The organism is Thermoproteus sp. CP80, assembly GCF_002077075.2.
Lineage (GTDB): Archaea > Thermoproteota > Thermoprotei > Thermoproteales > Thermoproteaceae > Thermoproteus.
In genome coordinates this window covers 1-22,601 of sequence record NZ_LCWM02000021.1, presented here as the reverse complement: position 1 = coordinate 22,601, position 22,601 = coordinate 1, and the positions used below count along the sequence as shown (strand labels likewise).

General features: G+C 65.9%; 23 protein-coding genes. 16 read left to right on the top strand and 7 right to left on the bottom strand.

The genetic code is table 11. From position 1 onward, the window contains the following. The 3 genes from B7L68_RS08670 to B7L68_RS05565 are packed head-to-tail and all read left to right on the top strand — an operon-like array spanning position 1 to position 3,074. A complete protein-coding gene (locus tag B7L68_RS08670; RefSeq protein WP_162008404.1) occupies positions 1–153 on the top strand; it encodes a hypothetical protein in 153 nt (50 codons plus the stop codon). Continuing rightward, complete coding sequence (locus B7L68_RS05570; protein ID WP_081246701.1) at positions 150–1,259, top strand: FAD-binding oxidoreductase; 1,110 nt, start codon at positions 150–152, stop codon at positions 1,257–1,259. The genes B7L68_RS08670 and B7L68_RS05570 overlap by 4 nt, the downstream gene beginning before the upstream one ends. A 54-nt stretch (positions 1,260–1,313) precedes the next feature. Then, positions 1,314–3,074, top strand: coding sequence for an ATP-dependent DNA helicase (locus B7L68_RS05565; RefSeq protein WP_081246696.1), 1,761 nt, complete (start codon positions 1,314–1,316; stop codon positions 3,072–3,074). Here the strand turns inward: B7L68_RS05565 and B7L68_RS08665 are convergent. After that, a complete protein-coding gene (locus B7L68_RS08665) occupies positions 3,061–3,600 on the bottom strand; it encodes a GlsB/YeaQ/YmgE family stress response membrane protein (protein WP_081246695.1) in 540 nt (179 codons plus the stop codon). The genes B7L68_RS05565 and B7L68_RS08665 overlap by 14 nt on opposite strands. A 75-nt stretch (positions 3,601–3,675) precedes the next feature. On the opposite strand from B7L68_RS08665, the gene B7L68_RS05560 reads away from it, so the two are divergent. From B7L68_RS05560 to mcm, 5 genes are all read left to right on the top strand, one after another. Beyond that, positions 3,676–5,538 (top strand): type IA DNA topoisomerase, encoded by a 1,863-nt coding sequence (locus B7L68_RS05560; protein WP_081246694.1) that lies wholly within the window; start codon positions 3,676–3,678, stop codon positions 5,536–5,538. Next, positions 5,525–6,451, top strand: coding sequence for a diphthamide synthesis protein (locus B7L68_RS05555; protein ID WP_238136347.1), 927 nt, complete (start codon positions 5,525–5,527; stop codon positions 6,449–6,451). Before B7L68_RS05560 ends, B7L68_RS05555 begins: the two co-directional genes overlap by 14 nt. A gap of 76 nt (positions 6,452–6,527) precedes the next feature. Next, positions 6,528–8,099: an ATP-binding protein gene (locus B7L68_RS05550; protein WP_081246692.1), complete on the top strand. Its 1,572-nt coding sequence runs from the start codon at positions 6,528–6,530 to the stop codon at positions 8,097–8,099. Between the two features lie 218 nt (positions 8,100–8,317). Then, entirely contained in the window at positions 8,318–9,223 is a 906-nt protein-coding gene (locus B7L68_RS05545) for a 2-hydroxyacid dehydrogenase (RefSeq protein ID WP_081246691.1), read from the top strand. Positions 9,224–9,464: 241 nt separating this feature from the next. Further along, positions 9,465–11,510: a minichromosome maintenance protein MCM gene (mcm, locus tag B7L68_RS05540; RefSeq protein WP_081246690.1), complete on the top strand. Its 2,046-nt coding sequence runs from the start codon at positions 9,465–9,467 to the stop codon at positions 11,508–11,510. A 3-nt stretch (positions 11,511–11,513) separates the two neighbouring features. Here the strand turns inward: mcm and B7L68_RS05535 are convergent, their stop codons facing one another. Further along, a complete protein-coding gene (locus B7L68_RS05535) occupies positions 11,514–12,020 on the bottom strand; it encodes a replication initiation protein (RefSeq protein ID WP_081246689.1) in 507 nt (168 codons plus the stop codon). A gap of 104 nt (positions 12,021–12,124) precedes the next feature. On the opposite strand from B7L68_RS05535, the gene B7L68_RS05530 reads away from it, so the two are divergent. The 3 genes from B7L68_RS05530 to B7L68_RS05525 are packed head-to-tail and all read left to right on the top strand — an operon-like array spanning position 12,125 to position 14,982. Beyond that, the gene (locus tag B7L68_RS05530) at positions 12,125–12,553 is read left to right on the top strand and encodes a CBS domain-containing protein (RefSeq protein ID WP_081246688.1); all 429 of its coding nucleotides are present in this window, start codon (positions 12,125–12,127) and stop codon (positions 12,551–12,553) included. Positions 12,554–12,578: 25 nt separating this feature from the next. Next, positions 12,579–12,815: a zf-TFIIB domain-containing protein gene (locus B7L68_RS09055; protein ID WP_143615299.1), complete on the top strand. Its 237-nt coding sequence runs from the start codon at positions 12,579–12,581 to the stop codon at positions 12,813–12,815. Between the two features lie 22 nt (positions 12,816–12,837). Continuing rightward, a complete protein-coding gene (locus B7L68_RS05525) occupies positions 12,838–14,982 on the top strand; it encodes a DEAD/DEAH box helicase (RefSeq protein ID WP_081246687.1) in 2,145 nt (714 codons plus the stop codon). Here B7L68_RS05525 and B7L68_RS05520 read toward each other — a convergent pair. The 5 genes from B7L68_RS05520 to B7L68_RS05500 are packed head-to-tail and all read right to left on the bottom strand — an operon-like array spanning position 14,959 to position 17,387. Continuing rightward, complete coding sequence (locus B7L68_RS05520; protein ID WP_081246686.1) at positions 14,959–15,216, bottom strand: winged helix-turn-helix domain-containing protein; 258 nt, start codon at positions 15,214–15,216, stop codon at positions 14,959–14,961. The two genes, B7L68_RS05525 and B7L68_RS05520, sit on opposite strands and share 24 nt — an antisense overlap. Then, a complete protein-coding gene (locus B7L68_RS05515; protein ID WP_081246685.1) occupies positions 15,194–15,724 on the bottom strand; it encodes a hypothetical protein in 531 nt (176 codons plus the stop codon). The genes B7L68_RS05520 and B7L68_RS05515 overlap by 23 nt, the downstream gene beginning before the upstream one ends. Positions 15,725–15,739: 15 nt before the next feature. Beyond that, entirely contained in the window at positions 15,740–16,297 is a 558-nt protein-coding gene (locus B7L68_RS05510) for a hypothetical protein (protein WP_081246684.1), read from the bottom strand. Positions 16,298–16,350: 53 nt separating this feature from the next. Further along, on the bottom strand, positions 16,351–16,581 hold the full coding sequence (locus B7L68_RS05505) for a hypothetical protein (protein ID WP_081246683.1): 231 nt from the start codon (positions 16,579–16,581) through the stop codon (positions 16,351–16,353). A gap of 44 nt (positions 16,582–16,625) precedes the next feature. Continuing rightward, complete coding sequence (locus B7L68_RS05500) at positions 16,626–17,387, bottom strand: prephenate dehydratase domain-containing protein (RefSeq protein ID WP_193432475.1); 762 nt, start codon at positions 17,385–17,387, stop codon at positions 16,626–16,628. 268 nt (positions 17,388–17,655) lie between these two features. Between B7L68_RS05500 and B7L68_RS05495 the strand changes: the two genes are divergently transcribed. From B7L68_RS05495 to B7L68_RS05475, 5 genes are all read left to right on the top strand, one after another. Then, positions 17,656–18,270, top strand: coding sequence for a hypothetical protein (locus tag B7L68_RS05495; protein ID WP_081246681.1), 615 nt, complete (start codon positions 17,656–17,658; stop codon positions 18,268–18,270). 77 nt (positions 18,271–18,347) lie between these two features. Continuing rightward, the gene (locus tag B7L68_RS05490; protein ID WP_081246680.1) at positions 18,348–19,187 is read left to right on the top strand and encodes a hypothetical protein; all 840 of its coding nucleotides are present in this window, start codon (positions 18,348–18,350) and stop codon (positions 19,185–19,187) included. 56 nt (positions 19,188–19,243) lie between these two features. Further along, positions 19,244–20,461 carry an Nre family DNA repair protein gene (locus B7L68_RS05485; RefSeq protein WP_081246679.1) on the top strand — a complete coding sequence of 406 codons (1,218 nt, stop codon included), beginning with the start codon at positions 19,244–19,246 and terminating at the stop codon, positions 20,459–20,461. A gap of 21 nt (positions 20,462–20,482) precedes the next feature. After that, entirely contained in the window at positions 20,483–21,637 is a 1,155-nt protein-coding gene (locus B7L68_RS05480) for an RAD55 family ATPase (RefSeq protein ID WP_081246678.1), read from the top strand. Next, positions 21,634–22,464, top strand: coding sequence for a radical SAM protein (locus B7L68_RS05475; protein ID WP_081246677.1), 831 nt, complete (start codon positions 21,634–21,636; stop codon positions 22,462–22,464). Before B7L68_RS05480 ends, B7L68_RS05475 begins: the two co-directional genes overlap by 4 nt. Positions 22,465–22,601: the final 137 nt, after the last annotated feature.

Below are 22,601 nucleotides of genomic sequence, written 5' to 3'. Positions count from 1 at the left end.
GTGGGGGTCCACATACCCCGAGGATCCGTACGCCTTCAGGGAGGCGCCGCTGAGGCCGGCCGCGTCGAGAGGCACGCGGCGGAGCTGTTGAGGCGGTTGGTGCCCGACGAAGGCCTAATGCCGGAGGAACCGCGGCGTTGGGGATGCGCATGAGGGCATTAGTGGTCGGAGGCGGCGTGGTGGGGCTCTTCGCCGCGTACTATCTGAGAAGGGAGGGGGCTGAGGTCGTCCTCGTCGACGGGCTAGAGCCTGGGGAGGCCTCCAGGGCCGCCGCCGGCATACTGGAGTTCACCCGCTTCAAGATAAACAGGATAAACGCGGTCGGGTACCCCACGGCCTATCTCTCAATGCTCTCCAGAGGCGCCGCGCGTATTCGCCATATGGACCCCAAGTGGATATTGGCCTACGCGAGGTCCTACGGGAGGGATCCCGGCGAGGATGCGTGGGAGGCCGTGAGGGAGATGGGGAGGTTCTCCTGGGCTGAGTACAGGAGGCTCGCCGAGGAGCGGAACGACTTCGACTACGCCGAGGAGCCCCTCTACGAGCTGGTCGACGACGTGGATAAGGAGGTCGAGGAGCTGAGGCGCGACCCTCTGAGGCCTAAGTTCGAGGAGGCCGAGTTCGAGGGGAGGCGGGCCGTGGCCTATCTGGAGGCCGCCAGGCTCTCCACCGACCTAGCGGCCAGGAGGATCCGCGAGGAGGCGGCGCCGGGCAGGATCGCGGCCTATGCGGAGGCCGTCGGCGACGGCTTCGTCGTGGCCGGCGGGAGGCGGATGGAGGCCGACGTCGTGGTGGTTGCGGCCGGCTGGAGGACGTCGAGGCTTCTCGGGCTCCCCGTTGCTCCCTTCAAGGGCTACGGGTTCCGCGTCAAGACGCCCAGAAGGCCCAGGGCCATGTTCATAGACCTCGCCGATACGGGCGTCGCCGTGGTTCCCCTGGGCGGGTGGATAAAGGCGACGGGCCGCTTCGACATGGACTCCACGGAGGACCACTCGCCCGCCGAGAGGGTGCTGGCCGGCGCGAGGAAGCTGCTGGGCGACGTCGAGGTTCTCGACATGGCCGTCGGCTACAGGCCCTGCACGCCCGACGGGCTGCCCATCGTGGAGAGGCTCGGCGAGCGGCTCGTCGTCGCCGCCGGCGCCTGCAGGCTGGGCTGGACCTTCGGACCTGCGCTGGGCAGAATGGCGGCGGATCTGGCGCTGGGCCGCGTCAAGGAGGCTAGGTTCCCGTCGTCCAGATTCGGCCGACGTACTCCCTAGGGGCCCTTCGACCGCGCGAAATAGTTTTTTATCGCACTGCTGGGGTTCCGGCCGGTGGAGCGCTTCTTCCCCTACGACAGCTTCAGGCCGCTCCAGAGGGAGCTAGCGGCGGCGATACTCGACGGCTTCAGGTCGGGCAGGGTTGTCTTGGCCAACGCGCCGACCGGGCTCGGCAAGACCGCCGCGGCGCTGGCCGCCGCGCTGGCCTACGCCGAGGAGGTCGAGGCCAAGGTCCTCTATCTGGTGAGGACCAAAAACGAGGTGTTGCAGCCTCTGAGCGAGCTGGCGAGGCTGAGGGCCCGCGGGGTCGAGGTGAGGTACGCCTTCCTGAGGAACAAGCAGGATATGTGCTGCTACGGGGAGCTGAGGGGGCTCCCCTACGCCGAGTTCCTCGCCGAATGCCGCTATCTGAGGGGCCTGGGGAAATGCAGGTACTATCCGCCGAAGCCCTTCGAGCCGGAGGCGCCGATGGCGCCGCGGTCCTTCGTCAAGGCCGCGTGCGGAGCCGGGACTTGCGCCTACGAGTCGGCGAAGGCGCTGGCGCTCTGGGCCGACGTGGTGGTCGCCACCTACTTCTACGCCTTCAGCCCCAGAGCCGAGCAGTGGATGGACCTGGGCCGCTCCATCTTGATAGTCGACGAGGCGCACTCGCTCCCCGACGCCGTGGCCTCCATAAACTCGGTCTCGGTGACGGAGGCTGAGGTGAGGAGGGCTAGGGCCGACGCCGAGAGATACGGCATGAGGGAGGCCGCCGCGTATCTCCACAAGGCCCAGAGGGCCCTGAGGGAGCTGAGGGCAGGCCCTCTGTCCGTGGGGGACGCCCTTTCGCTGTTCGACGAGCCGGGCCAGATAGAGAGGGCGGCCGTGGAGGTCGTCAGACTGAAGGCGGACGAGGGGTCGACGCCCTACTCGCCGCTGGTCGCCATAGCTGAGTTCCTGAAGACGTTGCGCGAGGGGGGGCGGTACATGGTGCTCGCCGAGCAGTCCGAGGAGGGGCTTAGGCTCAAGGCGGTTCCCTACGACGTGTCGAGGATAGTGTCGGGCGTGTTGAGCTCGGCGAAGGCGGCCGCCCTCATGAGCGGCTCGCTCCCCGTCGATCTGTTCCTAAAGGCGGTTCCCCTCCAGCGGCCTCCGAGGGTTTTCGACGTGCCTCTCGACAAATATATAGGCCGCGGCAACTTCCTGGCCGTCGTCGATAGGTCGGTCACGTCGAAGTACAGCGCCAGAGGCGAGGAGATGTACAAGGCGATGGCCAGGAGGATCGCGGCGGCCGTATCGGCGTCGCCCAGAGGCACGCTCGCGGTCTTCCCCAGCTACGACGTGCTTAAAGCCGTCAGGAAGTACCTCACGTTCAACATACCGCTCTACGTGGAGGCCAGGGACACCGAGCTGGAGGACATGGAGCTGGGCTCCAAATTCGCCGTATTCGCCGTGGCGGGGGGCAAGCTCGCCGAGGGGGTGGAGTACGCCAGGGAGGGGTCCAACCTCCTGTCGACGGTGGTGATCGCCGGCGTGCCGTACCCCGAGAGGGACTACTATCTCGACAAGAAGGTGGAGGAGCTCTCGCCCGGCCTGGGCCCCGAGGCGGCGTGGGGCGCCGTCTATCTCTACAGCGCTGTGGTCAAGGTCAGGCAGGCGGTCGGGAGGCTCTTCAGGTCCCCAGGCGATAGGGGCGCCTTGGTGTTCCTAGACCACAGGTTCCTGGAGCCCGACGTATACGTCCAGCTGAAAGATCTGCTGAGAGGGGCCAAGATCGTCGAGGGGGAGGACGGGGTGAGGCGGGAGCTCGAGGAGTTTTTCGCTACTTCCTCCTGAAGAAGGCCCTCCATACGGCGAAGAGCGCTATGGCCAAGACCACGTCTGTCGCCGCCAGCGATATGGACAGCATCTCCACGGCCCGCCCCACGTCGCCCAGCGAGAACAGGAACGACGCTATGCCTAGAACCGCGCCGACGATGCCCACAACCGCGCCGATAAGCGGGAGGGTCTGCGACGGCGATGGGCCGCCGGCCGGCTGGGCGGGCCTTCTGGACGGCGGGGCCGCCTGCTGTGGTTGCGACGTGGGCATCTGGAGGGGCAGAGGCGGAGGAGGAGGCGGGGGCGGATACGCCCTCTGGGTCGCCCGAGGCGGAGGATATGGATAGGGATAGGGGCCGGTGGCCGCCGGCGGCGGAGGGGGCGGCAGGGGCGGAGGGGGAGGCGGCTGTTGCGGCGGCTGCGCTGCAGGCTGTTGGGGCAACGGGAGGGGCTGTCCCTGGACCGGCGGCTGTTGCGCCTGGGGTCTCTGTAGCGGCGGCCTCCTCAGGGGCCTCTCCTCGCCTCCGGTCTCTTCGCTGGACATGGCCCCTACGTACTTCCTTATATAAAAAAGTTGCGAATTCGGTCCGCCGGAAATCTAGCTCCACTGCTTTTATAGATGGGGCGGGGGCCGGATGTGCTCATAGTTGCCGAGAAGAGGTCCGTGGCCCAGGCCATCGCCAGATATCTCGGGGGGACGTACTCCAGCTTTAAGGTGTCGGGGGTCCCGGCCTACAGGTTCAAATACGGCGGCGCCGGCGCCGTGAGCCTCGGCTTGAGCGGCCACATACTCGACTTCGACTTCCCCCAGGAGATGAATAGATGGGGGGCGGTCGACCCCGCGCGGCTCTTCGACGAGGTCCTGGTGCTTACGCCGAGGCCGGAGGCCCTGAAATACATCTACGCCCTCAGGTCGCTGGCGAGGGGCCAGGACCTGGTCTACCTGGCGCTGGACGCCGACCCCGAGGGCGAGGCCATAGCCTACGAGGCCGCGCTGCAGGTGAGGGCGGTCAACCCGACGGCGCGGTTCAAGCGCGTGCGGTTCAACGCGGTGACCAAGGCCGAGATAACGCGGGCGTTCAAGGCGCCCGCCGACCTGGACCTGAGGGTCGTGGAGAAGGTCTTCGCCAGGATGGCCAGCGACTTGACCATAGGCGCGGCGTTCACGAGGCTGCTCACGCTTTCCGTCCGCCGCGAGGACTCCGCCGCGCTTCCGTTCGGGAGGTTCCTCAGCTACGGGCCCTGCCAGACCCCCGTCCTGGGCCTCGTCGTCTCCAGGGAGCTGGAGAGGCTTAGCTTCAAGCCGGAGGAGTATTTCGTCGTGAGGGCCCTGGTCGGCGTGGGGGGAGAGGGGGTGGAGATGCGCTCCAAGCCCTTCAAGCTGAGGGAGGACGCGGAGGCCGCGCTCGCCGCCGCCAGAAAGGCCGAGGGGAGGGTCGCCGAGGCTAGATACGAGAAGGCCGAGGTGAGGCCGCCCGTGCCGCTGGAGACCGTGGAGCTCGAGAGGAGGGCCAGCAGGTGGCTGAACATAAGGGCCAAGGCGACGCTCGATATAGCGGAGGAGCTATACAGGCTGGGCTATATATCCTATCCCCGCACCGAGACCACGATCTACCCCCCGACGCTCGACCTGAGGGAGGTGCTGGAGGAGCTGCGGAGGACCCAGTTCGGCGAGTACGCCGAGGCGCTGCTCGGAAGGCCTCTGACCCCCACAAGAGGACGTAGCTACGACGGCGCCCACCCGCCGATACATCCCACAAAGGGCGCCGAGAGGGGCGAGATAGAGGCGAGGCTGGGCGCGAGGGGGTGGAGGATCTACGAGCTGGTCGTGAGGCATTTCCTGGCCACCTTGAGCCCGCCCGCCGTGGTCGAGAGGCAGAGGATCGCCGCGGCCTTCGGGCCCCTCGTCCTCGAGGCCGAGGGGAGGAAGGTGATCTCCAGGGGGTATTGGGCCATCTACCCCTACGAGGAGGAGGAAGAGGAGCCCCTCCCCCGCGTCGAGAGCGGCGACCCGGCCCAGCTCCTCTCGGCCAAGATCGAGAGGAGGCAGACCGAGCCCCCGCCCCGCATGAGCGAGTCGGAGCTGTTGAGGCTGATGAGGCGGTACGGCATAGGGACCGACGCCACCATGCAGGACCACATACATACCAACGTCTTGAGGGGCTACATGAGGATAGCTGGAGGGAAGTGCGTGCCGACGCCTCTGGGCATGTCGCTCGCCACGGCCTTGATGAGGCACGCCAGGCCCATAATAGACCCGGAGGTCAGGTCGAAGATGGAGGCCGCCCTTCAGGAGGTCGCCGCGGGGCGGGCCGACCCCTCCAAGGTCGTGTCGGCGATAAGGGAGGAGTTTAAGAAATACTATAAATACCTCGAGGTCAAGAGGCCCGAGATAGCCGGGGAGCTCGTCAAGGCCCTGAGGGAGGGGGGCGCCGGCAAAAACAATAATGCAGATCCGCGGAGGAGCCGTGGAGCTGGGTAACCTCATAGTGCCCGACTCCGTGCTGGCCCTCCTGGGGCCCGACGCCTTGATAGAATCCCCCCCGGGCTTCAAGTGGGCCGCCGTGGAGCTGGCCAGGAGGACGGGCGCCAAGGTTTCGGGGAGGCCGGTGTGGGGAAGCTGCGACGTGGGTCTGGCCGACGCCGAGTACATGAAGGCCAGGAGGATAGTCCATCTAGGCCACGGCGTGCCTCCCAACATCGCGCACCTCCTCAGGAAAAACACCGGCGGCTCGCTGGAGAGGATAGACGTAGATACGTATCTGCTCAAGACCGAGAGGGTGGAGGCCTATTTCGTCCCCGTCTACTACGTCCCTCCCCCCAGCCTCCCCCGGCCCCCCCTCGGCAAGATCTACTTCCCGGTGCCCTACAGGCTGATAGCGGAGGAGCTGGCCCTACAGCACTCCATGGAGGTCGCCAGAGAGCCCATAACGGGCTGTTGGGTCGGCGAGCCGCCCGGCGCCTCGGCCGTCGTGGTGTCGTCGGGGTATTTCTACCCCCTCGCCGTTAAGCTGTTCTACCCCGACGCCGAGGTCTGGGGGTACGACCCCTTCAAGGGCAGGTCCTACCCCGTGGAGGGCGAATTCAGGAGGCTGATGGGGCTCAAGGGCAGGGCCTATCTCTCCAACAGGGAGAGGGTCGTGGTGCTGGTGTCCAGGAAGCCGGGCCAGATGCAGATCGAGGAGGCCGAGAGGGCGGCCGCCGAGACGGGCGGCGTGTTGATAGAGGTCGACGAGGCCTCGCCCGAGCTTCTGGACGATCTAGGCGCAGACCTGATAATCAACACCGCCTGCCCGAGGATAGGGTTCGACGACCAGGACAGGATGAGGACCCCCGTCATAAACCTACGCGAGCTCGAGGGCTTCAAGCCGCAGAACATCGTCCGCCTTCTGTAGGCGCATTCCGCGCGCGGCGTTAGGTATAACCGCCTGGTTGTCCGAAGCACTAATAAGGGGCGGGCGCCGGGCACGCGTGGACCCGGTGGGAGTCGTGGTCAAGGTCCCCTCGACCAACTACTTTATATTCCGCACCTTCATCGGGGTGGAGGCGGAGGGCGGCTCCCTTCTGCTGGCCGGCTCCGACGAGCAAGTGCTCGCCAAGGTGGTGGCGGTGAGGCGGAGAAACGCGGTGGTGGACCCGAGGCTGGTGGCCCAGCTGGACGACGTGGATTCCGTCAAGTACATAAAGGAAAACCTCGGCGCCGATTCGCTCCTCTACTACACCGAGGCGAAGGCGGTGGTCGTGGGCGCCCTCAGGGGCGATAGGCTGAGGAGGCCCTCCAGGCCCCTGAGGCCTCTGGACTACGTCTACAGAGCCCCGCCGGAGCTTGTCGCCAAGTTCCTGGCGCCGCGCGGCGAGGGGCCCCATCTGGAGCTGGGCACCGTCTGGGGCTACGACATACCCGCCTCTGTGGACGGGACGAGGCTCGTGACCCAGCACTGCGCCATACTCGCCAGCACGGGCGCCGGGAAGTCCTGGCTGGCCGGAGTCATAATAGAGCGCCTGGCGGCCGCCGCCGAGGTCTCCATAGTCGTGTTCGACCCCCACGGCGAGTATTCCGCCATGCAGGTGGCGAGGTCCGAGGCCGGGAGGGCCGTGGCCGACGCGGTCGACGTCTACGTGGTGGGGAAGGTCGACGCGTCGGCGCAAGACAAGGCGTTCGAGGCCAGGTTCGGGACGCCCAGGCGGTACGAACGCGTGGGCTTGAACCCGCGGTCCCTCCCCCTCCGCGTCCTGGAGAGGATACTGGAGGGGACCTACGGCCTCACGGAAGCCCAGCGGAGGATCCTGGAGGAGGGGTGGCAGGCCGCCACCGCCTACGGCGACAGACAGCCGCTGACCGACCTGGAGCAGTTGATAGAGGAGGTGATGGAGGGCGGAAAGGCGGCGGCCCCGGGAGGCTACGCGGGCGAGATGGCGCTGGGCGGGCTGGCCGGGAGGCTGCGGGCCCTCTTCAAGGGGAGCCCCATCTTCCTGGAGCGCTACGGCGAGACCTTCGGAGGGGAGCCCGTGAGGCTCTTCGAGCCCGCCAAGCTTCTGACGTCTAGGGGCATCAAGGTGCTGGACCTCTCGGGCCTCGACCTCTTCGACCAGCGGATATTCATGGCGGTGGCGCTCGACGGCATGTACAAGGCAGCCTTGAGGAGGGCTAACATCCCCACCTTCGTCGTGGTGGAGGAGGCCCACAACTTCGTGCCCGCCAGGGAGTCGCCGGTGAGCAAGCCCTACGTGGTCAAGATAGCGAGAGAGGGCAGGAAGTTCGGGCTGGGGCTCTGCCTGATATCCCAAAGGCCCACGAAGCTGGATCCAGACGCCCTCTCGCAGTGCATGACCCAGATATTCAAGAGGATAATCAACCCCATAGACCTGAGGTACGTGGCCACGGCCGCGGAGCACCTCGACGACCCCTACCAGCTGAGGGGCCTCGACGAGGAGGCCGCCCTCGTCACCGGCGTCTCCGTGTCGCTGCCTCTCCTGGTCAAGGTCGGCGACCGCTGGACTCAACACGGCGGGGTGGGGGCAAGGCTGGCCCCAAGGGCCTAGGCCGCCGCGGCTATGGACGGCCTCCGGCCGGCTTGGAGCATTCTATGGAGAGAGCCCCTTTGACGTGCGGATTGAGCATTAAGGACCCGAGGTCGAGGAGGGCTGGAGGGAGCGTCCTCGCGCCCGGCAGGCGCGGCGTGGCGATGCCGTACGGGCTACGCCGCTGCGGGCGCCGCCGGCTCGGGACCATGCTTAAATTCCGGATCTATGGGGATTTCGTGAAGGTCTACGTGTCGGCCGATCTGCCTCGAGATCTGGCCGAGAGGCTGTCTAGGGCTGTGGAGGTGGTGGGGAGGGACCGCATGGGGGAGGCCGAGGCGGCCCTATGTTTCAGAATAACGCCAGAGGAGTTGAAATCAATGCCGAGGCTGAGGTTCCTGCAGGTCATAACGGCGGGGTTGGACCACCTCCCCTGGGAGGCCATACCTCCCCACGTCGTCGTGGCCGGCAACGCCGGCTCTAACGCGGACGCGGTGGCCGAGTTCGCCGTGGCCATGGCCCTCGGGGCCTATAAGCGGGTCATCCACTACGACAGGAGGATGAAGAGGGGCGAGTACGGGAGGGACGTCGGGATACCCATGGCGGTCGGCTCCAAGGCCGCCGTGTTGGGCCTCGGCGAGATAGGGACGAGGGTCGCCAAGATGCTGGCGGCGCTGGGCCTCCGCGTCTACGGCTTCTCGAGGACGAGGAAGGAAGGCCCGTGGGTATTCACCTCGGACCTCCTGGAGGCCATGGCGGGCGCGCGCATAGCCGTATCCGCCCTTCCCCTCAACAAACACACCAGAGGGCTCGTGAAGTATCAACATCTCGCGGCCATGGATGGAGAGGGGGTTTTCGTGAACGTTGGGAGGGCCGAGGTCGTGGAGAGGGGGGCCGTGGAGAGGATATTGAGGGAGAGGCCCGGCTTTATATTCGCGTCCGACGTCTGGTGGAGCAGAAGCGACTTCGCCAAGGACGCCGACATAATATCCCTGCCCAACGTCGTGGCTACGCCTTGGGTGGCCGGAGGCTACGGCAACGAGCTCGTGTGGCGCCGCATGTTGGAGGAAGCCGTAGACAATCTACTCCGCTGGGTCAACGGAGAAACCCCCAGGAACATCGCGAGGAGGGAGGATTACGTATAGGCCCACAGCCGGCCTCCGCGACGCCGCAAATCCTCCGACGGCCGCCGCGAGGGCCAGCGGCAGACCTCGCCCCGCCTCCGCGATGCGGGCCTAGGACGGGCCTTCGCGCCCATCGCGCCGCCCGTCCAGTAAGTTTCGGCCCAAGGCGGCGCAGGTCGGCGGGCTGCAATATCTACGGAATACTCTCTCCCCCTCAATGCCCATACATGGAGCCCTTAAATTTGCCCGGCGGCCTCTCTCCGTGGCCGTAGAGCTGGCGCAGGAGGCTATACGGAACAAGGTGAAGGACTTCATCCTCTCCAACGAGAAGGTGCTGGACGAGGTGGTCAACATGATCGTCCAGCACGAGAGGAGCCTCGAGGTGGATTTCAACGAGGTCCTCATATACGACAAGGAGCTGGCGGACCTCCTGGTGGAGAGGCCGAGGCAGGTCCTGCAGATCGCCGACGCGGCCGTCAGGGAGGTCGTCGAGGAGAAGGACCCCGAGACCGCCAGACGCCTCCGCCGTTTCTACTTCCGCGTCAAGGGGTCGCCCTACTCCATACCCCTGAGGAAGCTGAGGTCGGAGTACGTAGGCCGTCTGATCAAGGTCGAGGGCATAGTCACGAGGCAGACCCCGCCTAAGCACTTCCTCCATAGGGCCCTCTATAGATGCACCCAGTGCGGATACGAGCTGGAGCTGGTCCAGGAGCTTGAGCGGCACGTGGAGCCGCCGTCCAGATGCCCCAGGTGCGGCGCCTCCAGATCCTTCACGCTGGTGGCCGAGCTGTCGCAATATATAGACTGGCAGAAGCTTGTGGTCCAGGAGCGCCCCGAGGAGCTGCCGCCTGGGCAACTGCCGCGCTCGGTCGAGGTCGTCGTACTGGACGACCTCGTCGATTCGGTGAAGCCCGGCGACATAGTGTCCATGACGGGCATCCTGGACCTGGCTCTGAGCGAGCTGAAGAAGGGCAGGCCGCCGGTCCTCAGCTCCTTCCTCTCGGCGGTGCATCTCGAATCCACAAACAAGGAGCTCGTGGAGGACATAACCAGAGAGGACGAGAAGAAGATCATAGAGATCTCCAGGAGGCCCGACGTGAGGGACCTCGTGGTGAGGTCCATAGCCCCCTCGATATACGGCCACGAGGAGGTGAAGGAGGCCGTGGCGTGCCTCCTCTTCGGCGGCAACGAGATAGTTTACCCCGACGGCGTGAGGGTCAGGGGCGATATACACGTCCTCATAGTGGGCGATCCCGGCACGGCTAAGTCGCAGCTGCTCAAATTCACGGCGAAGGTGGCCCCGCGCGCGGTCTATACGACTGGCAAGGGATCCTCGGCGGCCGGCCTCACGGCTGCCGTGGTGAGGGACAGGCTCACCGGCGACTTCTATCTGGAGGCGGGGGCGCTGGTGCTCGCGGACAAGGGAGTCGCCATAATCGACGAGATCGACAAGATGGACATCAAGGACCGCGTCGCCATACACGAGGCCATGGAGCAGCAGACGGTCTCCATAAGCAAGGCGGGCATAGTAGCGACCCTCAACGCAAGGGCGGCCGTCCTGGCGGCGGCCAACCCGGCCTTCGGACGCTATCTCCCCAACCGCACCGTGGCCGAGAACATAGACCTCCCCGTGTCGCTTCTGAGCCGTTTCGACCTCATATTCGTGGTCAAGGACGAGCCGCAGGAGGATTACGACAAGGCCGTCGCCACGCACATAGTGGATCTACACACCGGCGCGCTCCCCGAGTCGTTTAAGGACATAATGAGGCCGGACCTCCTCCGCAAGTACATAATATACGCCAGGAGGCACGTCAAGCCCCAGCTCAGCGAGGAGGCCAAGGACAGGATAAGGCAGTTCTACCTCGAGATGAGGAGGCACTACCAGGGGCCGGGCAGCGCCATAGCCATAACGGCCCGCCAGCTGGAGGCCCTCATACGCCTCACCATAGCCGAGGCCAAGATGAGGCTGTCGCCTATAGCGACCGGCGAGGACGCGGAGAGGGCCGTAAGGCTCTATCTGGCCTTCCTCAAGTCGGTGGGGATAGACCTGGAGTCCGGCGTGGTCGACATCGACTCCATAATGACCGGCGTGCCCGCCTCCCGCCGCGAGGCCTACATAAAGCTGACGGAGACGCTCAAGAAGATGGAGGAGGTCTACAAGGGCCCCGTGAGGCTGGACGCCCTGCTGGAAGAGGCGGAGAAGGCCGGCGTGCCGAGGGCCGAGGCCCAGCGGCTCGTGGACCTCATGATAAGGAACGGCGAGCTCTACACGCCCCGGCCTGGATACGTCAAGAGGATAGGGGCCTAGGCGCTAGGGGCTCAGCATCTCGCCCAGAAGGGCCTTCACCTCGCCGTGTAGAGCCGCGGCGAGGGCCCTCTCCTCGGGCGCCAGCCTCCCCTGGAAGTCCTCGTCGTCTATCAGCTCCGGCGATGCGGCGAGGAGCCTGGCCATCTTCTCGACCCTCCTTATGAGGAGGTCTCTGGCCGCGCTGATCAGAGCGCTGAGGGCCTTGGAGTCTCCGTCCTTCCTCAGCTGCGCCACGGTGGCTCTCAGCCTGGCGTAGAAATCCTCTGGGAGCTTCGCCGGCAGCTGCTCCCGCTCCTCCACGAACTTCAGGCCGGCCACCTCCTGCGGCCGCAGGAGCGACGACTCGTCGATCTTCGCCGCCCCTATCTCCACGAGCCTCAGGGCTGTGTAGACGGGGAGTTGGACCGCGGTCCCGGCCTTGTAGGGCCCGAGGCCCATGAACTGGGGCAGATCCTTGACTATCTGGATCCTGATCCTCTGCGACTCGGCGAGGCCGACGACGACAGGCATGGAGGCCCCGGCGCGCCCGGTTATAAACGTTCCCTTCCCCGCGCCCGAAGAGGCTAGATCTATAATTTAGAAAATGTTTTTATTCTTGTCGTTGCGCGCCCTCCATGAACGCAGAGACGCTGGCCAGAAAGCCGCCGATAACTGTGTCCACAAAAACCACGTTGAAGGACGTCGCCAAGATCCTCACCGAGAGGAAGATAGGCATCGTCGTCGTCGTGGACGAGAAGGCCCCCCAGAACCCGCTGGGGGTGATATCCGAGAGGGATATAGTGAGGGCCATAGCCACAGGCGTCGACCTCAACACGACGGCGGAGAAGTACATGACCTCCCCCGTCATAACCGTGGAGGCGTCCGAGCCGCTCTGGAAGGTCGCCGAGGTCATGAGGACCCACAACATAAGGCACGTCGTGGTGACCAAGGGCGGGAAGCTGTACGGCGTTATATCCATAAGGGACCTCATAGGCGAGGAGAGCACGCTACGTAGCCTGATAGAATACGGCGAGGTCGAGGAGAGGGGGCCGGCCGCCGACTGATCTTAACCGATCCCCTTTTTTAGTCCTGAGACCCAGCCCTCTGTGGTTCGAGACGACGTATAGATGCCCCAGCTGCGGGGCCCCGCTGGTATATATCGAGAAGGGCGGCGCCGCCGTCCTTAAATGCCAAGCGTGCGGCGGATCCGTCTGGACCGAGCTACGCGAGGCGGGCAGATTCGTCGTGGGGGGCCGGCTCGAGTGGCGTAGGTTCATGGAGTTCCTCTACGCCGCGTATGCCTACCGCCTGGCCATGAAGGCCTAAATACCGGGCATCAGCCCCCTCCGTGGACATCTCGTCGTTGCCCATACCGCCCGAGCTGAGGGACGCCCTGAGGAGACGGGGCGTGGAGAGGCTGTATCCCCCCCAGGAGGCCGCCGTGCGCGCCGGGATCCTGGAGGGAGCCAACGTGGTGATGGTCACGGCCACGGCCTCCGGGAAGACTCTGCTGGCCGAGGTGGCCGCGGTGAAGACCGCGCTGGAGGGCGGCATGGCCATATTCACGGTGCCCCTCAAGGCCCTGGCGTACGAGAAACAGCTGCACTTCTCCCACTACGGCGATCTGGCCGACGTGGCCGTCTCCACCGGTGAGTACGACTCGGACGACGCATGGCTCCACAGATACGACGTGGTGATCACCACCTACGAGAAGCTCGACAGCCTCCTGCGGCATAGGCCGAGCTGGCTCAACAAGGTGGGCCTCATAGTTCTCGACGAGATACACTACGTGGGGGACCCCAAGAGGGGGCCCGTCCTGGAGTCCATAGCGGCTAAGGTCAGGTACCTGGGCCTCAAGGCGCAGGTGGTGGCCCTCAGCGCCACAGTGGGGAACCCCGACGCCCTGGCGAGGTGGCTCGGGGCCAAGCTGGTCAAGTCCGACTGGAGGCCGGTGCCGCTGATGGAGGGGGTCTACGCCGACGGGGCCATCCGCTACGCCGATGGCAGCGAGAGGCGTATATCCAGGGGCGCCGACCCCGAGGTGGCGCTCGCCCTAGACGCCGTGGAGGGAGGCGGGCAGGCCTTGGTCTTCGTCAACAGCAGATCCGCCACCGTGGCCACCGCAAGGAAGATAGCGGAGGCCGTGGCGGCGAGCGGCAGGGAGCTGATCGACCCGGAGGCCGCGGCCGATCTTGCGAGGAAGGTCGAGGAGTCCGCGGCGAGCAGGATAATCGGGAGGGAGCTGGCCGAGGTGGTCGCGAGGGGCGTGGCCTTCCACAACGCCGGCCTGGAGCTGGAGCTGAGGAGGATAGTCGAGGAGGGATTCAGAAGGGGCGTCATAAAGGCCGTGGTGTCGACCACCACGCTGGCGGCCGGCGTGAATCTGCCCGCGCGGAGGGTCGTGATAGCGGAGGTGAGGAGGTACGACCCGCTCACCGGCGTCGAGGAGATACCGGCCATGGAGTACAGACAGATGGCGGGGAGGGCCGGCAGGCCCGGCCTGGATCCCTACGGCGAGGCCATCGCCGTGGCGTCGAGCGAGCGGGAGGCCGAGTACATAATGGAGAGGTACATAAGGGGCGCCGTGGAGCCCGTGAGGTCGCAGCTGTTCTCGGACGTGAACCTCAGGTCCCACCTCCTGGGCGTCGTCGGGAGCGGCTACGCCAACACCGAGGACGAGGTCGTGGACTACCTCTCGACCACCCTCGCCTACATACAGCTGGGCCCGGCCGCGATGTCCATAGCTAGGAGCAAGGCGGAGAGGGCGCTCGACCAGCTGGTCGCCTGGGGCTTTCTGGAGAAGTCCGGAGACGCCTACTACGCAACGCCGCTGGGCAGGCTGGTGTCGCGGCTCTACGTGGACCCGGAGACGGCGGCCATGTACATAGATCTGCTTAAGGCCATGAGGGGGGACTCGCCGGTGGCGTATATATACCTCGTGGCCTCGTCCCCCGAGGTCCCCAAGATATGGCGCGGCCGTTTCGACAGGAAGACGGCGGCCGAGATAGCGAGGGCGTTTCCCCACATGCAGCTCGACGAGGAGGACGAGGAGTTCAGGCAGACCGTGAAGACCGTGCAGATGCTGTGGGAGTGGGCCAACGAGGCCCCCGAGGACAAGATATACGACAAATACGGCGTGGGGCCCGGCGACATCAGGGTATACGCCGACCTCTTCGAGTGGCTTGGGACCGCCGCCTCGAGGCTCGCCGCGGCGGTGGAGCTCCCCGAGAGGGCCCGGGGCGTGTTGAGGGCGACCTACAGGGTCGTCTACGGGGTCAAGGAGGAGCTGTTGGAGCTCGTGCTGAACCTGAGGGGCGTGGGGCGCGTGAGGGCCCGGGCTCTATTCCAGGCTGGATACAGGACCCTCGCCGACGTGGCGAGGGCCAGGCCGTCCGACATAGCCCGACTGCCGGGTTTCGGCGAGAGGCTCGCCGCGAGCGTCGTGGAGCAGGCCAGAGCCGCGTCGGGCTTAAAACAGGCCGAAGGTCTCTAGGAAGCTCCTCCACCTCCTGTACTCCCCGAGGAATCTCAGGCCCTCCTTAGTTATACACACGTCGGGCCCCCTCGTCACGAGCCCCCTGCTCTCCAGCTCGTCGAGCAGCTTCGCCAGCCTGTCGTAGGCGAGGTTGGCCTCGGCCGCCAGCCTCGTCTGGTTCACGCAACCGGTCTCGAGGGCCGACAGCACGTCGGCTATTATCTCTATCCTACTTCTTTTCGGCCTCGGCATAGGTGGCGCCGGCCGCGAGGAGTATGGCGGCGAGGGTTCTCAAGATCAGCGCGAGCCAATAGACGTGGATCGCGGCGAGGCTGGCCGCCACGAGGAGGTACGCCACGCCGACGAGGAGGCTCGCCCTGCCCTCGAAATATCTATACAGCAACACCGCACCGACGTACGCCGCAAGCGCGGCGTCCACGGCCACGAGCACGTCGGCGCCGCGCAGATAGGCCGGAGGGGCCAGGAGGACGGCGTATGCCGCGGACGGCGTCACCGAGATGGCTATCAGCAGAAGCCCGGCCCCCATGATCTGATATGAGGATAGGAGGAGCGGCCCGAGGAGTCTGGGGACCCCGGGCGCGGTCGCCAGGCCCTCGAGCAGTAGGGAGAAGGCGAAGAGGATCTGCCCAGCCGCGAAGAGCCCGAGCCTCGCCTCCCTGAACGCCCTATAGGCCTGCGCCCCGCGGACTATCAGGTAGATGGAGACGGCGACGAGTATTAAGTCGGGGATGAGGAGCACGGAGAAGAAAAAATCTTACGATATTTGAGCAGTGGCGTTGCCGTAATATATCGTGGCCTGCGGCACCCCGAGCGGCTGCACCACAGCCCTGTAGAGCCCGCCGCGGTACACCACGAATATCAGGGCGTTGCCCGTGTACAGCCTCAAGGCGGCGAAGCTCGGGCCGACCATGCCGCTGGCGCTCACGACGCTGTAGGACTGCCCGCTGGCCTGCACAGAGCCGCTACCAGCCACGATGCTGGCAAAGGCGCTCTGGCCCCTCACTATGCCCACCAGATCCAGCTGCAGGGAGAGTTGGCTGGAGCTCATGGACAGAGTCAAGTTCTCGGCCACAGGCGGACTGCTCCAGTTCGCCGCGGCCGGCAGATGCCAGCCCGGCCGTCCCCACGCGGGCCCCGCCCCATGCCTCCATACAGGCGGAGAGGCCGCTTTCGCGCCCTGCGCGCCGTATGCGCCCCGCCATGCGGCGTTGCCTATCGCCGTAGTCGCCGTCTGGGTCTGCGCGTACGCGATGTACGCCACAGCCGCCGCCAGAACTGCGGCGGCTATCGCGGCTATTTGGATCCGCCTCATGCCTTGGGAAAACCGGCGTCAATAAAAAAGGTGACTCACTTCTCGTGAGTGGGCTACTTGGCCCTCAGCTGCTTGACCAGCTCCTCCAGCTCCCCTGCAAGCTCCTCCCTGGTCTGGGGGTCCAGCCTGCCTGCGTTCTCTCTGACGAACTGGGCCAGGCCCCTCATGTTCCAGACGGCTCCCCTCAGATGGTGGTCGAGCCACTCGTCGTAGCTAGGCGGCCAGCCTCCCATCCGCCTCCATCCCTTCCAGCCCACCACCCATCTCCATCCCTTCCACCACATGTATCGAAACAGATATCGGATATATTTAAATTTTTCGATATCGATTAGAGCCTAACCACGTCGTACCGCCCCACGACCTTCAGGAGGGTCGTCCTGCCCCGCAGCGCGGCCACCAAGCCGTCGAGCCCGTCGCCGACCTCGAGCTCCACAAGGAAGAAGTAATCCCACGGGGAGAGGCGCGTAGGCCTCGAATATATGAGGGACATGTTGACCCCCGCCGCGGCTATGGGCTCCAGAGCTCTGTAGAGGGAGCCCGGCGTGTTCGGCACGGCGAAGATCAAGGCCGCGTGGCGGCCTCCGCCGCCTCCCTCCCCCGTCGATATGACGGCGAATCTGGTGTAGCTCTCGGCGTCCTCCACGCCGCACTGCGCCTCGAACCCCTCGAGGGCCCGCGGCGAGGCCAGGGCCCCGCAGTCGTCGCACGTCTCCAGGGCTTTGACGGCCTCGGCGGTGCTGTTGGTGTAGACCACCTGCGCCCCCAGCGAGGAGAGCAGGCGGCGCGCCTGCGCTATCGCATGGGGATGCGAGTAGACCACACGCGGCGTTCCCTTCCTCGCGAGGCACAGCACTATCCGCATCTCCAGGACGGCCGATATGCGGACGGCCCGCGTGGCGAGCGAGTCGACGGTCTCGCCGACGGGCCCCTCCAGCGAGTTCATGAACGGCACCACGCCGAGGTCGGCGGATCCGTTTTCCACCATGGCGAAGACCTCCCCGATGGTTCTAGCCGCAACTAGGGAGGCCTCCGGCATGTAGGAGGAGGCCGCCTCCCACGTGAACGACTTCTCGGGGCCTAGATACGCCACGAGGGGCCTCCGGCGCCTCGATATAAACGAGGCCAGAAACGCGCCGAGCTCGCCGCCGATAGAGGGAGGCTCGGGGCAGGAAGCCCTCCTCTCGATCAGCTCGGCGATGCGCCGCTCCAGATCCCGAACCCCTCGCAGTCCATGTGATGCGGAAGGGCGGTGTTTATATAGATTCGGCTCCCCGCCGGTCGGGGCCTGCTGGCCGTCGAGCCGCGTCTCCCGCGCGGCTGCGGGAGCGAAGATATTATTTTAGGAGGTCGTTGCCCATATGGCGGGCTGGAGGATCGAGGCCTCCGGGGGATGCATCAGGCTTGCCGAGGGCGAGGCGGCCGCGGAGATCTGCAGGCTCCCGGGCGGCTATAGGGTCCGCTACGCCTCCGTCTCGGCCGAGGCTTACCAACCCGGCGATCTGTACAGGGAGGTGGAGGACGCGGGCGGGAGGATCCTGGCCCGCGCGATCAAGCTGAGCGACTTGGTGGAGTTCGCCGTGAGCGGGGAGGGCGGAAGGGCCACTATAGCGGCCCCTGAGGCTGCGTTGAGGCAGGTATTCGACGACGCGAAGGCGGCCGTGAACGAGCTGGCGTCGAGGATAAAGGAGGAGCTGATCGACGCGCTGAAAGACGCCAGGTTGAAGTACGTCAACACCTACGGCGGGGTGTCCATGGTCGCGCTCGAGAGCAAGCAGGCCGCCGTCGAGGTCTTGGTCAGCGGACAGGAACAAGGCGTGTTGTTGAAGATCTCCAAGGCCAAGTCGGCCTATCTAAACGCCGTCTGGGCCGACGCCGAGGCCAAAGACACGGCGGCCAAGCTGGCCGGAGGCGAGGCGGAGCCCGGCCTTTTCCAGAAGTACGTAGAGACCAAGTTCCCCGAGAAGGCTCTGTAGGATCTACGCCGTAAAGGCCCCGCCTTTTTATGCGCCCCCGCCCGAGCACAGATTTATTAGTCTGTTCGAGCCATCCCATGGGAAGGACTTGGGCCGTGCTCGCCGCCGCCCTGGTCGCCGCGGCTGCCGCGACGCTCCTCATAATGAGCACAAGTAGGCCCCAGCAGAGCGCCGCCACGTCCACGACCGCCGCGGCCGTCGCGACCCAGACCGCCGCCCGGCAGACCTCGACCACGACAGTCGCCAGGCTGACGACCACAACGGCAAGCCCCCCGCCGACCCGGCCCGTCGGATTTAACGCCAGCTACTACGAGGCTAACTACACGTTGACCTTGACGGCCAGCGCCGGCTCGATTTCCGTGGAGATGCGGGGGTGGTGGCTCCTGGGCGTAGGGCCCCTGGGCAACTACACCGTGTTATTCCTGACGGCCGAGATGCCCGGCGCCGTCGAGGCTGTATATAAGGCTGCGTCCAAGGGAAACCTCACATACGTGGAGGCCTGCTCGGAGGGCAGATGCGTCGGAAAGATAGAGCCGATAAACTCGACAGAGCTGAGGCTCTTCGCGGACCTCATCAACGCCACCAGAGCAACAGGCAACTGCTCCTATCTCAACTACACAGGGGTGGAGCTTGAGGGGGGCGGGAACATATCGACGGGCGCCCTCCCGGGCCTCGGCGGGCTCCTCAACGGCACCGGCAACTACACGGCTAAGGCCTGCGTGGCCTACGGCATCCCGCTGACTGCGTCGGCCACGATGCGGATCGACATGAGTCTGTACAACCGGACGGTCGCCCTACAGGTTTCGATCAGGCTGTCGGCCACGAGGATAGGGCCCTACGTCCCCGAGCGCTACAGGCAGTTGCTCTCAGAGGCTGAAGCCGCCGTGGAGAAGTCGAGGGGAGGGGCGGGCTACTAGCCGCCGGCCGCCTCAACGAGCCGTTCGGCTTATATATTCAGTGCGGCCTATATGCCGTGAGGATAGACCCGTCTCTCTGCATAAGGTGCCGGGGGACCAAGATGTTGTGCGGGCTCCCCTACTGCCCCGTCCTCGTCAAGGCCAGGGCGAGGACCTACGTTGAGGCCGTCGCCGGGAGGTCGTCGGTGGCCGGCTCCTCCCCGCCGAGCGTCTTCGTGGGGAGGGTCGGATGGCCCCGCGTCAGGGTCTACCCCTCGGTGCCCCCCGTGGAGGGAGACACGGCGCGGCTCGAGGACCCCCGGGCCTGGCTCTCCATGGAGCTCGAGGAGTTCCTCGCGTCGCGGCTGATCTTGGCCAGGGGATCCGCCGAATTCGACGTGGACTCGGCGCGGAGCCCCGGCCGTCTGCTCCACGACGTGCAGGTGCTGGCCCTCTCGCCGCGCCCCGCGGACGTGGAGCTGGACCTCAAGAAGCCCCTGAGGGCGGAGCCGGTCCTCGACGAGCACTCCCCTCCCTTCGGGCCGGCGTCCCCCCTGCGGTCGCTCCGCCTCGGCTCTCTGCCGCCCCCCGAGCGCGTCGTGGAGCGGGCGTTCTCCGATGCGGACTACCCCGCCGGCGAGGCCGTGTGGAGCCTCTACAGGTCCGGAATCGACGTGCACCGCATATCCAGGCTGCTCAGCGTGGGGGCCCTGGGGGTCGCCCGGCGCCGGAGGCTCGTGCCGACTCGGTGGAGCATAACGGCTGTGGACAAGCAGATATCGGACAGACTGCTGGAGGACGTACGGCGCATGCCTGAGGTGGATAGGTACCTCGTCTTCGTCCGGAAGACGCGCGGGAACACGTTCGTGGGGCTCCTCGCGCCGAGGGGCTTCATGTACGAATGGGGCGAGGCTTGGTGGCCCGGCACCGCCTGGAACTACTTCGGCGGGGCGCCGGAGGTGGAGGTGGACTGGGAGGGGCCTCGGGGCAGGTCCACATATCCCTCTATAGGCGGCTGCTACTACGCGGCGAGGCTTGCGGCGGCGGAGGCCCTTAGGTCCATGGGGAGACAGGCGGCTGTAGTCCTCTGGCGCGAGATATATCCCGGCTTCGACCTGCCGATCGGGGTGTGGTTCGTGAGGGAGAACGTGAGGGCGCTCTTCAGGGAACGGCCCGAGAGGTTCGACGACCTGGGGGAGGCTCTGGCCTACATGGCGTCGCACCTCCGCCTGCCGCTAGACGTCTGGCACTCCAAGTCGCATCTGGTGAAGATATTGAGGTCCCCCAAACTTTAAAATCCCCGCTCCGGAGCCCGTGTGGATCTTAAGGGCGTCACCCTCGTGTACGGCAGGCCCGGCACGGGGAAGACGACGCTGGCGGCCCACATAGCCGCAGAGAGGCTGAGGAGAGGGGAGAAGGTCCTCTGGGTCTCCTTCTACGAGGACCGGGATCTGTTGCTTAAAAACGCGGCTGCCCTCGGCTACGACCTCAACAAGGCCCATATATGGGACGCCGTTCTGGCCAAGGCCGAGGACGTGTTCAACTACATAATTGCGCTGACGACCGAGGAGGGGCCTTCCCTCCTCGTGCTGGACTCCATAAGCCAACTGCAGGGCCTCGACGTGAGGGGCCATCTGACAAACGTCATGTATAGGGCCCTCAGGCCCACGGGCGTCGACGTGTTGCTCACGGCCGAGGAGGAGGGGGCAAACCCGCTTAGCTACATAGCGGACAACATAGTCCACCTCGTCAGGAAGGTCTCGGAGAGGGGCGTCGCGACTCGCTACATGGACTTCGAGAAGATGCGGGGGAGGCCGGCGGGCTTCGTCAAGGCCTTCGAGATAATCGAGGGGATCGGCCTAGTCCTGCTGGATGAGCTCAAGCCGGCGAGAAGGGGGGCCGGCCGGCCGTTGGCCACCGACACGTGTATGGACAGGCTACTGGGGCCGCTGGAGCCCGGCTCGGTCACCGTCTTCATAGCGCCGGCCTCGGCGACGTACCTCAAGTTCTTAGCCATGCTGGCGGCCAACGTGTCGAAAAGAGGCGCGAGGGTGCTCTTCGCCGCCAGGAGCGTCGATCCCCTGCGCTTCAGCGCCTACGTCGAGAGGCTGGGCGGCAAGGTCGTCGCGAAGGGGATGGAGGTCCGGCCGGAGAGATATTGGTGGCTTACCTACGGCCTCCACAAGGCGCTTGAGGAGGTCCAGCCGGACGTCGTCATCACGGACTGGCTTGACGTGGAGTTCGCCTTGCTCGGACGCGACCTGGCCCTGGAGACCTTCAGGAGGAATTCCTCCCTGTTGAGGGAGGCCGGCATCCCGCTGATAGTCTCGGCCGTAGAGGACAGAGGCCTCTCGGTCTACGCCGACAACGCTGTGATGTTCGCCGAGGAGGGCGGCGCCCTCTACGCCAGGCCCCTGAAGGTGTCCAGCTTCGAGGCGACCGCCGATAGGTGCAAGGCCGAGCCTCCGTGAGGATAGTCGAGATAAGGACGGCGCGGGGGCTGGCCAGGTCCGGCCTCCCCGAGTACGACTACGCCCTGAACCCCTACCTGGGCTGCCTGCACGGCTGTAGGTACTGCTACGCGAGGGATTTCACCAAGGGGGAGCCCGGCGACCTCTGGGGGGAGGTCGTCTACGTCAAGGTGAATCTGCCCGACGTGCTGGCCCGAGAGGTCAGGACCGCCAGGCCGGGGATCGTCGGCATGTCGACCATCACAGACCCCTACCAGCCCGTCGAGGCCAGGTACAGGCTGACGAGGAGATCCCTCGAGATCTTGCTGCCGGCGGGCTTCAGGGCCTCCATACAGACCAAGTCCACCTACGTCCTGAAGGACGTGGACCTCCTCTTCGTCCATAGGGATAGGGTCGACGTTGGCCTCACGATCACCACGTTCCGCGGGGGCGTCGCGCGCCTGCTGGAGCCCGGGGCGCCTCCGCCTAGGGCCAGGGCGTACGCGCTCCACGTCCTCTCGGAGCTCGGCGTGAAGACCTGGATATTCCTGGGCCCGTTGATTCCCGGCGTGAACGACGGGGAGGGCGACTACGCGCCGATCCTGGAGATCGCCAAGAAGACCGGCAGCGAGGTGATCCTCGACAGATATAGGCCGCGGCCCGGCGCCGACTCCATGCTGGCCGCCGTCGGGATAACGGCGAGGCCGGACCGCAGCTGGTGGGAGGCCAAGTCCCGCGAGATAGAGGCCAGATGCGCCGACCTGGGCGTTGTCTGCAGGACGGCCGAGGAGGAGTGGCGGGCCGCGAGGGAGGCCAGGCGGGGGCGGGGCCTCGACGAGTTCCTATAGCCTCGCCTCCGGCCACTTGATGGCGAACTGTAGCTGGGCCAGCGTCCCCACCATCAGGTCGGGCCTCTGATCCGGCGACCTCGGCTCGCTCCGCTTATCCCTATAGACTATGACCGTGTACATCCCCGCCTCCCTCG

Excerpts from the sequence above, each read along its gene's own strand:
- B7L68_RS05570 (WP_081246701.1), top strand. The coding sequence starts at position 150 with ATGAGGGCATTAGTGGTCGGAGGCGGCGTGGTGGGGCTCTTCGCCGCG.
- B7L68_RS08665 (WP_081246695.1), bottom strand. The coding sequence starts at position 3,600 with ATGTCCAGCGAAGAGACCGGAGGCGAGGAGAGGCCCCTGAGGAGGCCG.
- B7L68_RS05560 (WP_081246694.1), top strand. The coding sequence starts at position 3,676 with ATGGGGCGGGGGCCGGATGTGCTCATAGTTGCCGAGAAGAGGTCCGTG.
- B7L68_RS05535 (WP_081246689.1), bottom strand. The coding sequence starts at position 12,020 with ATGCCTGTCGTCGTCGGCCTCGCCGAGTCGCAGAGGATCAGGATCCAG.
- B7L68_RS05530 (WP_081246688.1), top strand. The coding sequence starts at position 12,125 with ATGAACGCAGAGACGCTGGCCAGAAAGCCGCCGATAACTGTGTCCACA.
- B7L68_RS05520 (WP_081246686.1), bottom strand. The coding sequence starts at position 15,216 with ATGCCGAGGCCGAAAAGAAGTAGGATAGAGATAATAGCCGACGTGCTG.
- B7L68_RS05510 (WP_081246684.1), bottom strand. The coding sequence starts at position 16,297 with ATGAGGCGGATCCAAATAGCCGCGATAGCCGCCGCAGTTCTGGCGGCG.
- B7L68_RS05505 (WP_081246683.1), bottom strand. The coding sequence starts at position 16,581 with ATGTGGTGGAAGGGATGGAGATGGGTGGTGGGCTGGAAGGGATGGAGG.
- B7L68_RS05495 (WP_081246681.1), top strand. The coding sequence starts at position 17,656 with ATGGCGGGCTGGAGGATCGAGGCCTCCGGGGGATGCATCAGGCTTGCC.
- B7L68_RS05490 (WP_081246680.1), top strand. The coding sequence starts at position 18,348 with ATGGGAAGGACTTGGGCCGTGCTCGCCGCCGCCCTGGTCGCCGCGGCT.